Source organism: Rhodoferax sp. (genome assembly GCF_034520025.1).
Lineage (GTDB): Bacteria > Pseudomonadota > Gammaproteobacteria > Burkholderiales > Burkholderiaceae_C > Allorhodoferax.
Map to the genome: position 1 here is coordinate 957,535 of NZ_JAXHNZ010000002.1, position 13,024 is coordinate 970,558.

Annotated in this window: 13 protein-coding genes; 8 read left to right on the top strand and 5 right to left on the bottom strand. The window is 62.3% G+C overall.

Annotated elements, in window-relative coordinates:
* The first annotated feature begins 112 nt into the window (after window positions 1-112).
* The 4 genes from hpnC to U5L73_RS12835 are packed head-to-tail and all read left to right on the top strand — an operon-like array spanning window position 113 to window position 5,570.
* Window positions 113-988 (top strand): squalene synthase HpnC, encoded by an 876-nt coding sequence (hpnC, locus tag U5L73_RS12820; protein WP_416221310.1) that lies wholly within the window; start codon window positions 113-115, stop codon window positions 986-988.
* A 14-nt stretch (window positions 989-1,002) separates the two neighbouring features.
* Window positions 1,003-1,842: a presqualene diphosphate synthase HpnD gene (gene hpnD / locus U5L73_RS12825; RefSeq protein WP_322562713.1), complete on the top strand. Its 840-nt coding sequence runs from the start codon at window positions 1,003-1,005 to the stop codon at window positions 1,840-1,842.
* Entirely contained in the window at window positions 1,839-3,146 is a 1,308-nt protein-coding gene (gene hpnE, locus U5L73_RS12830) for a hydroxysqualene dehydroxylase HpnE (RefSeq protein WP_322562714.1), read from the top strand. The genes hpnD and hpnE overlap by 4 nt, the downstream gene beginning before the upstream one ends.
* Before the next feature lie 33 nt (window positions 3,147-3,179).
* Window positions 3,180-5,570 (top strand): penicillin acylase family protein, encoded by a 2,391-nt coding sequence (locus tag U5L73_RS12835; RefSeq protein ID WP_322562715.1) that lies wholly within the window; start codon window positions 3,180-3,182, stop codon window positions 5,568-5,570.
* On the opposite strand, the gene U5L73_RS12840 is transcribed toward U5L73_RS12835, so the two are convergent.
* Window positions 5,548-6,255, bottom strand: coding sequence for an HAD family hydrolase (locus U5L73_RS12840; RefSeq protein WP_322562716.1), 708 nt, complete (start codon window positions 6,253-6,255; stop codon window positions 5,548-5,550). The two genes, U5L73_RS12835 and U5L73_RS12840, sit on opposite strands and share 23 nt — an antisense overlap.
* A 128-nt stretch (window positions 6,256-6,383) precedes the next feature.
* On the opposite strand from U5L73_RS12840, the gene U5L73_RS12845 reads away from it, so the two are divergent.
* Genes U5L73_RS12845 through U5L73_RS12860 form a run of 4 tightly spaced genes read left to right on the top strand, consistent with a single transcriptional unit; the run spans window position 6,384 to window position 8,676 of the window.
* On the top strand, window positions 6,384-6,686 hold the full coding sequence (locus U5L73_RS12845; RefSeq protein WP_322562717.1) for a helix-turn-helix transcriptional regulator: 303 nt from the start codon (window positions 6,384-6,386) through the stop codon (window positions 6,684-6,686).
* A gap of 27 nt (window positions 6,687-6,713) precedes the next feature.
* Window positions 6,714-7,817 (top strand): ferrochelatase, encoded by a 1,104-nt coding sequence (hemH, locus tag U5L73_RS12850; protein WP_322562718.1) that lies wholly within the window; start codon window positions 6,714-6,716, stop codon window positions 7,815-7,817.
* An 8-nt stretch (window positions 7,818-7,825) separates the two neighbouring features.
* Window positions 7,826-8,020: a SlyX family protein gene (locus tag U5L73_RS12855; RefSeq protein ID WP_322562719.1), complete on the top strand. Its 195-nt coding sequence runs from the start codon at window positions 7,826-7,828 to the stop codon at window positions 8,018-8,020.
* A gap of 14 nt (window positions 8,021-8,034) precedes the next feature.
* Window positions 8,035-8,676: a LysE family translocator gene (locus U5L73_RS12860; RefSeq protein WP_322562720.1), complete on the top strand. Its 642-nt coding sequence runs from the start codon at window positions 8,035-8,037 to the stop codon at window positions 8,674-8,676.
* 21 nt (window positions 8,677-8,697) lie between these two features.
* Here U5L73_RS12860 and U5L73_RS12865 read toward each other — a convergent pair whose 3' ends face one another.
* The 4 genes from U5L73_RS12865 to modA form a co-directional block, all read right to left on the bottom strand.
* Complete coding sequence (locus U5L73_RS12865) at window positions 8,698-10,335, bottom strand: GGDEF domain-containing protein (protein WP_322562721.1); 1,638 nt, start codon at window positions 10,333-10,335, stop codon at window positions 8,698-8,700.
* A gap of 100 nt (window positions 10,336-10,435) precedes the next feature.
* The gene (gene modC, locus U5L73_RS12870; RefSeq protein ID WP_322562722.1) at window positions 10,436-11,533 is read right to left on the bottom strand and encodes a molybdenum ABC transporter ATP-binding protein; all 1,098 of its coding nucleotides are present in this window, start codon (window positions 11,531-11,533) and stop codon (window positions 10,436-10,438) included.
* A gap of 5 nt (window positions 11,534-11,538) precedes the next feature.
* Window positions 11,539-12,237, bottom strand: a complete 699-nt coding sequence (gene modB, locus U5L73_RS12875; RefSeq protein WP_322562723.1) for a molybdate ABC transporter permease subunit — start codon at window positions 12,235-12,237, stop codon at window positions 11,539-11,541.
* Window positions 12,238-12,241: 4 nt separating this feature from the next.
* Window positions 12,242-13,009 carry a molybdate ABC transporter substrate-binding protein gene (modA, locus tag U5L73_RS12880; protein WP_322562724.1) on the bottom strand — a complete coding sequence of 256 codons (768 nt, stop codon included), beginning with the start codon at window positions 13,007-13,009 and terminating at the stop codon, window positions 12,242-12,244.
* Window positions 13,010-13,024 lie beyond the last annotated feature (15 nt).

Genomic DNA, 13,024 nt, shown 5'->3' on the forward strand with positions numbered 1-13,024 from the left:
CCCCGCGCACGAAGTTAATGACCAGTTGGTTAGTAATTTAAGCGGCACATGGACCTTTGTCAAGCCGTTACAGAAGAAGCCAGCACCGCCGCCGCACCGTGCGGAAGGCACAATGCCGCCCATGCCCTCACTGCACGACCCCGCCAACGCACCGCCCGCGGCCGCCCAGCCCATCACCCACTATGAGAATTTCCCGGTGGCATCGGTGCTGTGCCCACCCCACCTGCGCCCGCCGATCGCGGCGATCTACCACTTTGCCCGCACCGCAGACGACATCGCCGATGAGGGCAACGCCACACCCGAGGAGCGCCTGGCGGAGTTGGCGCTGTTTCGCACCGGCTTGAGCGCTGCACCGGAGGCCGTGGCCCGCTGGCCCCAGGTCTTCGGGCCCTTGCAGGTGCAGCGCCGGGCACATGCCTTGCCCGACCCGCTTTTGCATGCACTGCTGGACGCGTTCGTCCAAGACATCGAGAAAACCCGCACAGGCACCGGCTACCGCAGCCACACCGAGCTGCTGGACTACTGCAGCCGCTCCGCCAATCCGGTGGGGCGCCTGCTGCTGCACCTCTATAACGTGCACGACGCTCCCTCGCTGGCCATGAGCGACCACATCTGCTCGGCCTTACAACTCATCAACTTCTGGCAAGACCTGAGCACCGACATTCCCCGGGGCCGCTTTTACCTCCCCCAGGACGAATGTGTCCGTTTCGGCGTCAAGCAAGCCGACATCTTGGCGCAGCAAGACACCGAAAACACTCGCAAATTGATAGCAGCTTGCGCAAGCATCGCAAGGGCTAACATGCAAAATGGCATGGAATTGGTGCACCGCCTGCCCGGGCGTACCGGCTGGGAGCTCAGGCTAGTAGTGCAGGGCGGACTCCGGATTCTGGACAAGATTGCCGCACTGGACCACGCCACCCTCCAACGCCGTCCCAAACTCTATGCGTGGGACTATGCCGTCATGCTGTGGCGCGCGGTGTGGATGTAGCGACAATACCGCCCATGACCCCAGAGCAATACGTCCAGGAAAAAGCCGCTGCGTCCGGCAGCAGCTTTTACTACGCCTTTCTTTTTCTGCCCGCCCCGCGCCGCGCCGCTATCACCGCCTTTTATGCCTTTTGCCGCGAGGTGGACGATGTGGTGGACGACATGGTCGACGCTGGCGTAGCCGCCACCAAACTCGCCTGGTGGCGCAATGAGGTGCAGCAATCTTTCAAGGGCACCCCCAGCCACCCGGTGATGAAGGCGCTAATGACGCACGCCGCTACTTATGCCATCGAGGCCCGGCACCTGCTCGCGGTGATTGACGGCTGCCAGATGGACCTGGAGCAAACCCGCTACCTCGACTACCCCGGCCTGCAACGCTACTGCCATCTGGTGGCCGGCGTAGTGGGTGAAGTGGCGGCCGGCATCTTCGGCCAGACCGACCCGCAAACCACCCAATACGCCCACAAGCTAGGCCAAGCCCTGCAGCTCACCAACATCCTGCGCGATGTGGGCGAAGACGCGATGCGCGGCCGCATCTACCTGCCGGTCAACGAACTGCAGCAGTTCGATGTGAAGGCACACGAAATTCTCAAACGCACCTACTCCGACCGCTTTGTAGCGCTCATGCGCTTCCAGGCCCAGCGCGCTCAAGGCCTGTACGACGAGGCCCTGGCCTTGCTGCCCGCAGCCGACCGCCGTGCCCAGAAGCCCGGTCTGATGATGGCCAGCATCTACCGCGCCCTGCTCACCGAAATTGAGCGCGACAACTTCCAGGTGCTGCACCAGCGCGTCAGCCTCACCCCGCTGCGCAAATTCTGGCTCGCTTGGAAAGTGCAGGCGCTGGGTCGTTTGTGAGGGTCGCCATCGTCGGCGCCGGCTGGGCCGGAATGGCGGCTGCAGTGACGGCCACACGCGCCGGGCACTGCGCTATTGTTTTTGAAGCATCTCGCGCAGTTGGCGGGCGGGCTAGAGCCCTCCAGGGCACCTTGCCGGACGGCATACCGGTGGTGCTGGACAACGGCCAACATATCCTGATCGGCGCTTACACCCGCACGCTAGAGCTGATGCGCTCGGTGGGCGCCGACCCCGTAACCTGCCTGAAGCGCCTGCCGCTGGACCTGCGCCTGCCTGACGGAGCAGGCATCGCCCTGCCCCTGTGGCCCAGCCCCTTGGATGCGGTGGCCGGTATTGCCACCGCGCAGGGCTGGACCTGGGCGGACCGCTGGAGTCTGGTGCGAGCGTCCATCGGCTGGCAGGTAAGCCGCTTTCGCTGCGCGCCCGGCACCACGGTGACCGATTTATGCCATCACGTGAGCCCCACCGTCCAGTCCACCCTGATTGATCCCTTGTGCGTCTCGGCGCTCAATACCCCAGCGGACCGTGCCTGCGGCCGAGTGTTCCTGACAGTGCTGCGCGATTCGCTATTCGGCGGCCGCGGCAGCTCCAACCTGCTGCTGCCCACCACCGACATGGCGCGCCTGTTCCCGGCCACGGCGGCTACTTGGCTGCAGGCACGCGGAGCCGAGGTCCGCACCAGCGTGCGGGTCACGCGCTTAGAGGCCGCTGCACAGGGTAGCGCCGGCCGGTGGCAGGTCAACGGGGAAGTGTTTGACGCAGTGATCTGGGCCACTTCATCATCAAATGCGGCCTCTGCCCTCATGGAATATGCGCAACACGCTACTGAAACCATAGCAAACCATCTGCGTATCTGGGCGGCTACTGCGGGTGCACTGCAGTTTGAATCTATTGCCACCGTCTACGCCCATGGCCCAACAGCCCGCCTGGCGCGCCCCATGGTCGCTCTGCGCAGCGATGCCACCTACCCTGCCCAGTTTGTGTTTGACCGCGGCCAGCTCGACGGCACCCAAGGCCTCTTGGCGTTTGTGGTGAGTGCCAGCAGCGGCGACAAAGACACCATCGAACAACAGGTGTTGGCCCAAGCCCGCGCCCAACTGGGCCTGGAGTTGGTGGCGGTGCAAACCGTGATCGAAAAGCGCGCTACCTTTGCCTGCACCCCCGCGCTGCAGCGCCCGCCAGCGACGATTGCACCCGACTTGTGGGCTTGCGGCGACTATGTGGCTGGGCCTTACCCGGCGACACTGGAGGGTGCGGTGCGTAGCGGCACAGAGGCCGCGAGCCTGCTGGCAGCGCTAGACTGATATTCACGGTATTTGGAGACGAATTTGAAATTCATGGTCAAACTCATAGCGGGCCTGCTTGCTCTGGTTTTACTGGCGATCGCCGGCGTGGGCGGCTGGTACTTGTACAAAAAGCAACCGGTCCGCAGCGGCGTGGTGGAGCTGCAAAATCTGCAAGGGAGCGTCACCGTCCGGTATGACGAGCGCGGCGTTCCGCACATCACCGCAGACAACGAGGCAGACCTATACCGCGCCCTAGGCTATGTGCACGCGCAAGACCGGCTATTCCAACTGGAGATGGTCCGGCGACTGGCCAACGGCGAGTTGGCCGAAGTGCTCGGCCCTAAGCTACTGGAGGTAGACAAGCTATTTCGCACCCTGGGCTTGCGCGAACATGCCAAAAAGGTGGTTGCCGCCATGGACCGCAACGCACCGGAAAGCCAGGCCCTGCTGAACTACATCGACGGGATCAACCAGTGGCAAGACAGCCACCGCGCGCCTTTGGAATTTGACATTTTGGGTATCCCCCAGCAGCCGTTCACCCCCGAAGACACCTACGCCGTGGGCGGTTACCTCGCTTACAGCTTTGCCGCCGCCTTCCGCACCGAGCCGGTCTTGACGTTCATCCGGGACCGCCTGGGCGCAGACTATTTGCGGGCTTTCGATACCGAGTGGCACCCTGAGGGTGTCTTGACCCCGATCGCCGGCATGACACCGGACGCGTGGAACAGCCTCCAACGCGTGGCCGGCGTGAGCCTGCAGGCCCGTGAGCTGGGTGGCATCCCGCTACTCGAGGGGAGCAACGCCTGGGCGTTGTCGGGCAGGCGCACCGCGTCTGGCAGCCCGATGCTGGCCGGTGACCCGCATATCTCGTTTTCTGCACCGTCAGCTTGGTACGAGGCGCATCTGAGCACGCCGGAGTTTGAGCTTTTCGGGCACTTTCAGGCCCTGAACCCGATGGCGCTGCTGGGTCACAACCACGACTTCGGCTGGAGCCTGACGATGTTTCAGAACGACGACATCGACCTCATCGCCGAGCAGGTTAACCCCGACAACCCCCAACAAGTTTGGCACCAAGGCAACTGGGTAGACATGGCGAGCCGGACCGAGGTGATCGAGGTCAAGGGGGCGCCACCGGTGCGCATGACCGTGCGAACTACACCGCAAGGGCCCGTCATCAATGACGCGTTCAAAGAGAGCCTAGGCACACGGCCCATCTCCATGTGGTGGGCGTTTTACGCCACTGAGAACCCTGCAATCCAGAGCTTCTATGCGCTCAACCGGGCAGATACCTTGGACAAGGCCCGCGAAGCGTCCAGCAAAATTCACGCGCCCGGCCTCAATATCGTGTGGGCCAATGCAGAGGGCGACATCGGGTGGTGGGCCGCAGCCAAGCTCCCCTTGCGCCCGCAAGGCGTGAACCCGACGTTTATCCTGGATGCGGCCAAAGGCGAGGCGGATAAACCTGGCTTTTACGCCTTCCGGTTCAACCCTCAAGAAGAGAACCCGGCGCGCGGCTACATCGTATCGGCCAACCACCAGCCTTTACCCAAGAGTGGCGTGCCCGTACCGGGCTACTACAACCTGCCCGACCGGGCGCAACGGCTCGACGCCGTGCTCAAAAACCCCGACACAAAGTGGACCAGTGTCGAGACCCGTAAGCTGATGCTGGACGTCAACAACAACTACGGCCCCCGCATTTTGCGCAACCTTTTGCCGGCCTTGAATGCGGTCGTCACCGACCCCAACGAAAAAGCGTTCATGGAGCCCCTGACCAACTGGGACGGCACCTACGACGAAGGCAGCATTGCAGCAACACTCTTCACCCAAATGATGTACGAGTTGGCCAAAGCGGCGTTTGCCGACGAACTCGGTCCGGTGCAGTTTGAAAACTTGCTGGAAACCCGCGCCCTTGATTTCGCCCTGCCGCTCTTGGTGGCGGACAACAATTCACCGTGGTGGGATGATGTCAGTACGGCGGCCAAGGAAAGCCACTTCGAGACGACCCGCATCGCTTGGTCCAACACCTTGGCGCATTTACAAGGCCTGTATGGCACCAGCCTCTTGGACTGGCGCTGGGGTGTGGCCCACACCCTGACCCACAAACATCCGCTGGGGCTTCAAAAGCCACTGGACAAGATTTTCAATGTGGGGCCCTTTCAAGTGCCCGGCGGCCGTGAAACACCCAACAACCTGTCAGGCCCGCTGGGGCCCGCACCTTGGGCTGTCGTTTCCGGCCCCTCGACACGGCGGGTGATTGACTTTGCAGATGCGGGCAAGGCCGTAGGCATCAACCCGCTGGGGCAAAGTGGGGTTTGGCCGGATCAGCACTACGCCGATCAGTCTGAAAAATACGCCAAAGGTGAGTTCGTGCGCATGTGGCTGGACGAGGCCGACGTCACCGCCCGCACCAAGAGCACCCTTACGATGCGGCCGGCCCGCTGAGCACGTCTTGCAGCTCCCGCAAGCTGCCCACGGTGACGTGCGGGTGCTGCTCGAAAGACCACAGGTGCTCCTCCCGGTTCACCCACACGGTTTGCATGCCCACCCCGAGAGCTCCCAACACGTCCAGTGCTGCGTCATCCCCGATGTGCAACACCTCCTCGGCCTGGACGCCGACTGCCGCACAAGCCGCTGCAAAAATACGCGGATCCGGCTTGCCCACGCCAGCATCCCGCGCGCTCACACTGGCCGCAAAGTAGCGGCCAATGCCCACGCGGTGCACATCCGCATTGCCATTGCTCACTGCAACGATCGGCCAACGGGCCGCCATGGCGTCGAGCAAAGGAATCGCATCCTCAAACAGCTCCACCTGCATCCGGGCATCAAAAAACACCTCAAACGCCGGCTCCGCCAAAGCCGTGTCATCGCCACTGCGTTGCAGGGCCAGCCGGATGGATTCACGCCGCAGCACGCTGAGGTCATGGGCATGGTCTGCCCATTGCGCCTCAGTGTCTGCGCGTAGCAATTGGCGCTGATGGGGGTCGGCGTACATCACGGCAGTTCGGGGCGCATGGGCGGTGAGCCATTCGCGCAAAAGGTCTTCGGCCCGGTGAATCGCGGGCCACACGGGCCACAAGGTGTCGTCCAGATCAAGGGTGATGGCGCGGATACGGCTCAAGTTCAGCATGGGACAGTGCGCGACTCGCAGGAGCCACGAAAACAGGTAAGGAAGCTGTGAGGGTACACACAAACGACGCCGCATCGGTGCACGCGGGGCGCTACCATCGGGCCTGTTGTTTTCACTATCCACTCCCCATGCCTGCCATCACGCTTGATATGCCCAGCCCATCGGGCGAACGACTCAAGGCCGCCCGCTTGGCGGCCGGTCTGAATCAGGCCCAGGCCGCTGAACTGCTGGGCTACTCCTTGCAAGCCGGAAGCCGTGGCGGCCTGCAGTCCCGCACCTGGCAGGCGCTAGAGAGCCCGACCGACGACCGCAACATGCAGGGCCCGGTATTTGCCATGTTTTTGCTGCTCACCGGGCAACACCCCACACTCCAATTGGTAGACAAAGAGCTCAGCGATACGCCCCCGCCCTCCAGCACCGAAGCCGACTGACACTCACCGCGACTGAATACTTCCCTCATGGCACTCCCCTCCCCCTTTGCTCCCGAGCCCTCTTACACCCATGGTCAACCCGCACGCACCGCCGTGCTGTTGTGCAACCTGGGTACGCCGGATGAACCCACCACCCCGGCTGTGCGCCGCTACCTCGCCGAGTTTTTGAGTGACCACCGCGTGGTCGAGATTCCGCGGCTCCTGTGGTTGTTGATCCTGCACGGCATCATCCTGCGTTTCCGGCCGGCCAAGTCGGCCGCAAAATACGCCAGCATCTGGACGCCTGAGGGTTCGCCGCTCAAGGTGTGGACCGAGCGGCAGGCCAAAATGCTGCAGGGCTGGCTGGGCCAGCGCAACCACCACGTCAAGGTGGCGTGGGCCATGCGCTACGGCAGCACCAATATTGCCTCCCAGCTCACCGCCCTCAAGGCAGACGGAGTCACCCGCGTCCTGATCGTGCCGGCCTACCCGCAATACAGTGCCACTACGACTGCCAGTGTGTTTGATGCGGTCTACACCTGGGCCTCGAAAACCCGCTCGATTCCCGAGTTGCGTTTTGTCAACCACTACCACGACCACAGCGGCTATATCGCCGCGCTGGCTGCCAGCGTGCAGCGCTACTGGCGTGCCAATGGCCGGCCTGACAAGCTGGTGATGAGTTTTCATGGCGTGCCTGAGCGCACCCTGCACCTGGGCGACATTTACCACTGCGAGTGTTTCAAGACCGCACGGCTGCTGTCCGAAGCTTTGGGCCTGTCCAAAGACCAGTTCAAAGTGACTTTCCAGTCCCGGTTGGGCCGTGCCAAATGGCTGGAGCCCTACACCGAGCCCACCCTGATTGACATGGGCAAGGCCGGTGTGGAGAGGGTAGATGTGATCTGCCCGGGCTTCACCAGCGATTGCCTAGAAACCCTCGAGGAAATCAACATGGAAGCCCGCGAAGCGTTTTTGCATGCAGGCGGCAAAGAGTTTCACTACATCCCGTGCCTGAATGATGACCCGGAGTGGATTACCGCACTCTGCCAGCTCACGGAAACCCACCTCGGTGGCTGGCGGACCCAGGAAGCCCCCGACACCGCGGACCAACAGGTCTCGCGCGCCGCTGCGCTGGCACTGGGCGCGAAACAATGAGTACCCGCATGGAACAACGGCTCCATGACCTCGAGGTCAAGGCCAGCTACCTCGAAGACACGGTGGACCAGCTCGACAGCATCATCATCCGGCAACAAGCGCAAATTGAGCTGTTGATCCGGGAGGTGACCCACCTCAAGCAGCAGACCCCGGATGCCGGTGTTGCGCGGAATCTGCGTGACGATTTGCCACCCCACTATTGACTCCGGAAACTGATATGTCGCTTCACACCTGGTGGTTGTTTGTCATGATGACGTTTGTGGTGTCGGGCACGCCCGGCCCGAATATGCTGTTGGTCATGAGCACCAGCGCCCGTCAAGGCATGCGCGCGGCCATTGTCAACATGGCGGGATGCATGACCTCTTTGATGTTGATGCTGGGGCTTTCTGCCGCCGGCTTGGGTGCGCTGTTGCAGGCATTCCCGGCCGTGTTTGATACGCTGCGTTTGGCCGGTGCGGCTTATCTGGCCTACTTGGGTGTGCAGTGCTGGCGCGCGCCGGTCAAGGACACTGAAGACACCGCAAACAACCCCACAATACCGGCGGTCAGCCCTGGCACCAGCCTCTGGAGCCATTACCGCCAGGGCGCCCTTGTAGCGGCCAGTAACCCCAAGGCCATTTTGTTTGCGGCCGCTTTCTTTCCCCAGTTTCTGAACCCTGAAGCGGCGCAACTCACCCAGTTCGCGATTCTGCTGGGTACTTTTGCGGTCGTCGAAGTCGCTTGGTACTTTGTGTATGCAGCCAGTGGAAAGCAGCTCGCGACCTACCTGCGCCGTGCCACGGTGATGCGCGCTTTTAATCGCTTGACTGGCGGCGTTTTCGTGGGCTTCGCAGCACTGATGGCGGCTGCCAAAAGCTAGACCAACGCTCGCTGCCGCACCTCAAGCGAGGTCTTGGTAGCGGGAGTCTTTCTCGACGTACATCTGCAGATCGCAGCGGTGGAGCCAACTGGCGAGAGTGTCTTGGCTATCGGCCAGTGCAAGCCCAGCGCTGGCAGAGACGCTCAGCCCCGGGTGCACACTGTGCCAGTCAAATTCGTTCACCGCTTTGTGGATGCGCGCGACCACCGAGGTGCTGCTCTGAGCCTCCACGTGGCTGAAGAGGACCACAAACTCATCACCCCCGAGCCGGACGGACACATCGCCTTCCCGCACAAAACCACTCAGAATCCGCCCCACGGTCCTGAGCACCTCGTCACCCACCAAATGGGAAAAGCGATCGTTGATTTGCTTGAAGTGGTCGATATCGACAAACACCAAGGCAGGGGCACGCTGGCGCTCGGTGGCATCGCTCAGCAAAGCCGGCACGATTTGCTCTAAATAACGGCGGTTGTAGAGGCCGGTCAGGGCATCTTGCATGGCCAAGCGCTCCAGATGGCGCGTTTTTTCTTCCAAATGACGGCTGGCTTGGCGATCTGCCCGCACCCGCATTTGCCATTCCACACGTTCTTCGCGGCTGTGCAAGGCCTCTTTGCGAAGGTGCATTTCCTGCATTTTCCAGAGCCGTTGCTGCGCTTGTGCCTGCAGGTCTTTGCCCTGGGCAGAGTAGATCTGGATCAACAACAAATACGCAGTGGCCCGCAAATGCTCGTTTTCAGCCCGCGCCGCAGATTGCAGCAAGCGCTGGGCATGGGCCTCGGCGGACATCCAATCCTCGGCAGCCCATGCAATTTCGGTCCTCAGCCACATCTCAAGCAAGATCACCGCCGGTTGGCGCATGCCCTTGGCCACGCTGGCCGAAATCGTGTCTGCCCTGCGGCTAGCCTCGTCTAGGTCGCCCTGCCAGCACAACTCAAATGCATGTGTCAGGTCCAGCAGCGCGCGGGTTTTGCGATAAGGGCAGAGCAAGGAGCGCACACTCCCGGGTTGCGAGGTGACTTGTTCGGGCAGGCCTGCGATTTGCGTCAACCGGTCGAGCGACAAAAAAGTGCCGTGGTAATACCGGTCCAGAAAACAGCGGTGCATCTCGGCATACCGCTGGTGGTAGCGCGGCAAGCAGGATTCAGCCCACAGGCCCTGGGCTTCAAACATCCGGACGGAGCGCTCCAGTAACTCGGCCGCATTGTCAAAACTCTGACTGCAGGCATAGGCAACGCCGAGGTAGTTGCAGGCCATAGCCTCTGCAAGCGGCTGGCGGGCTGGGCTGGACTGGCTGAGCTTCAAGGCCAGCATGGCGGCCTCCAATCCATCGGCACTGTGGCCCATCAGGCTCAGCACGTTGGCCAGGGTGGTGAGGGCCTCGGCCTCGCCAGCGGCGTCTCCATGGGTTTGAAACATCTGGGCGGCGCGCTCCGCCGTCTCACGGGCACGGCGCAGGTGCGATAGCTGACGGTCTCCCTGCGCAAGGTACAACAGGGCGCGGGCCTGGCCTGCGGCGTCGTTCTGCCGTTGGGCATGCAGCAGTGCGCTTTTGGAGAGCGTCTGGCTGAAGTCCACATCGCCGCGCGTCAAGGCAGCCTGCGCTTGGAACAGCAGGGTGACGTGGGTCGGCTCAGAGGACAAAAGCGGCGCGTCGGGCATGGGAGGGAGACAAGTAATCAACCCCACAGGTTAGGCGGACGCACCGGCGCTGTCATCACCCGAACGGGTGAAATTTGCAAGTATTTGCAACACGTTTGCGTTACTGCGTGAGCGCCATGGCTTTCACTTGCGCCCAGACGTGCATGCCCGGCTGGAGTTGCAGCTGTTGCACTGCGCGCCTTGTCAGGCGGGCCCAAAGCGCTGTACCGCTCACATCCAAGCGCACCAGGGCCTGGGCGGGTTGCTGGTCGGGCAGGATTTGCGCCACGGTGCACGCCACGGTGTTTTGAATGCTGCTTCCCGATGGGGCTTGGGTTGCAATGCTGACATCGCGAGCCAACACCCGCAAACGCACCCACTGCCCGGTTTGCAACTTGGCATCAGGCACCCAGAAGGTGCCGCCATCAAACGCAATTTCGCTCAAATGCCACTGCGGATCGTGGGATATCACGCGCCCCGTCACCAAGCTGGCGGTTTCGCCACCGAGGCGGATCACAGGCTCTACTTGGGACAACACGGTATCCGCTGGGCCTATGGCCATGACACGCCCTTGTTCCAGGACCACCAAGGTATCGGCGAGGCGGGTAACCTCCTCGGTCGCGTGCGACACATAGACCATTGGAATTTGGAGCTCACTGCCGAGTTGCTCCAGCCACGGCAAAACCTCGCGCCGGCGGGCCTCGTCTAGAGACGCAAGGGGCTCGTCCAAAAGCAAAATCTGCGGGTTAGTCGCCAGCGCCCGTGCAATCGCCACACGTTGTCGCTCGCCACCGGAAAGGTCAGTAGTGCGCCGGTGCAAGAGCCTAGACAAGCCCAAGGTCTGGATGGCGAACTCAGGCGTCAACAACGGGCTGCCATCCACGCGGGGCGCAGCGCGCCGGCGGGCAAATTCAAGATTACCCGCCACGTCCAAATGGGCGAAGAGACTGGCCTCTTGAAACACATATCCCAAGGAGCGCCGGTAGGTCGGCAAAAAAACACCTGCGGACTCGTCTTGCCAGGTATGCCCGCCCACCTGCACCAGCGCTTGCGGCGAGCGCTCGAGACCTGCGATGCACCTCAAAACCGTCGTTTTGCCCGAGCCCGACGGCCCATGCAGAACCGTGATGCCCTTTGACGGCAGCTCCATATCCACCACCAGGCTGAAGCCAGGTTTGGAGACATTCAATTGGATGCGGTTGAAAATGCGGTTAACCATGGCGCTCAAGTCCGCAAACGGCTGCCACGCGGGTTGAGCCACCCCAGTGCTAGCAGTACCACAAAAGAAAACAGCACCATGCCCCCCGACAACCAGTGCGCCTGGGTGTATTCAAGTGCTTCCACATGGCCATAAATTTGGGTGGACACCACCCGGGTGCTCTCGGGGATATTGCCCCCCAGCATCAACACCACACCAAACTCGCCCACCGTGTGGGCAAAGCTCAGCACCGCAGCGCTCACCACCCCGGGGCGGCACAGCGGCAGGACCACATGCCAGAAGGTATCCCAAGGAGATGCCCGCAGTGTGGCGGCGACCTCCAGAGGGCGCGGCCCCAAGCTTTCAAACGCATTCTGCAATGGCTGCACCGCAAACGGCAGGGAGTAAATCACCGAGCCCAGCACCAGTCCCGCAAAAGTGAATGGCAGCAGACCGATACCCAACCACTGGGTGAACTGACCACCCCACCCCTGTGGCCCCAAGCTCACCAACAGGTAAAAACCCAATACCGTCGGTGGCAACACCAAAGGCATGGCCACCAGTGCCCCTACAGCGCGACTCCACCAAGAGCCGGACCGGGCCAGCCACCAGGCCAACGGGGTAGCCACACACAGCAACACAAGCGTGGTGACACTGGCCAGCTCCAAAGTGAGCCGGATGGCCGAAAAATCGTCCGCAGACAGCGGAAAGGCAGCCACTGGCATGCTGCTACTCATAGCCCACCGCACGCATCACCCGGCGGGCCGGCTCAGTGCGCAGGTAGGCCAAAAAAGCCAAGGCCGCTGCCTGGCCTTGCCCAGGGTTGAGGAGGACCGCATCCTGACGCAAAGCCTGGTGCAAGTGGACGGGCACCTGCCACGCAGAGCCATCCGCCAAACGCCCATCCCTCATCACTTGGGAGAGCGCAACAAACCCCATGGGCGCGTTACCACTTGCGACAAATTGGTAGGTCTGGGCGATGCTTTCACCCTGAATCAGCCGTCCTTGCAGGCCCTGCCACACCCCCCGCTGCTGCATCACCTGCATGGCGGCAGCGCCATAGGGCGCGGTTTTGGGGTCGGCCATGGCCACCCGCAAACCAGCAGCGCCGAGCACCGTGCCCGGCGCGTCGACTACACCGGGCTGCGGACTCCATAGAACCAAACGGCCGGTGGCATAGGTGAATTGGCTGTTCGCTAGGGCCGCACCCTCCTGCACTAGGCGTGAAGGCGTTTCGTCATCGGCGGATAAAAGCACCTGGTATGGCGCGCCGTTCTTGATCTGGGCGTATAGCTTGCCGGTGCCCCCCGGCACCAGGGTCACGGTGTGCCCGCTCATCCGCTTGAAGTCGCTGGCAATGGTTTGCGCCGTTCCGGAAAAATTGGCAGCCACGGCCACCAACGTAGTGTCCGCCCGCGCCGATGAGAGCACCCCGAGGCTGAGCAGACCCACGCCTAATCCCTGCCGCAGCACCCATGAAATCACTGAATTAGCCATACGAGAAGATTAGCA

Coding starts and splice junctions, on each gene's coding strand:
- hemH (WP_322562718.1), top strand. CDS start 6,714: ATGGCACTCCCCTCCCCCTTTGCTCCCGAGCCCTCTTACACCCATGGT.
- U5L73_RS12865 (WP_322562721.1), bottom strand. CDS start 10,335: ATGCCCGACGCGCCGCTTTTGTCCTCTGAGCCGACCCACGTCACCCTG.
- modB (WP_322562723.1), bottom strand. CDS start 12,237: ATGCCAGTGGCTGCCTTTCCGCTGTCTGCGGACGATTTTTCGGCCATC.
- U5L73_RS12860 (WP_322562720.1), top strand. CDS start 8,035: ATGTCGCTTCACACCTGGTGGTTGTTTGTCATGATGACGTTTGTGGTG.
- hpnD (WP_322562713.1), top strand. CDS start 1,003: ATGACCCCAGAGCAATACGTCCAGGAAAAAGCCGCTGCGTCCGGCAGC.
- U5L73_RS12835 (WP_322562715.1), top strand. CDS start 3,180: ATGGTCAAACTCATAGCGGGCCTGCTTGCTCTGGTTTTACTGGCGATC.
- modA (WP_322562724.1), bottom strand. CDS start 13,009: ATGGCTAATTCAGTGATTTCATGGGTGCTGCGGCAGGGATTAGGCGTG.
- U5L73_RS12845 (WP_322562717.1), top strand. CDS start 6,384: ATGCCTGCCATCACGCTTGATATGCCCAGCCCATCGGGCGAACGACTC.
- U5L73_RS12840 (WP_322562716.1), bottom strand. CDS start 6,255: ATGCTGAACTTGAGCCGTATCCGCGCCATCACCCTTGATCTGGACGAC.
- hpnC (WP_416221310.1), top strand. CDS start 113: ATGCCGCCCATGCCCTCACTGCACGACCCCGCCAACGCACCGCCCGCG.
- U5L73_RS12855 (WP_322562719.1), top strand. CDS start 7,826: ATGGAACAACGGCTCCATGACCTCGAGGTCAAGGCCAGCTACCTCGAA.
- modC (WP_322562722.1), bottom strand. CDS start 11,533: ATGGTTAACCGCATTTTCAACCGCATCCAATTGAATGTCTCCAAACCT.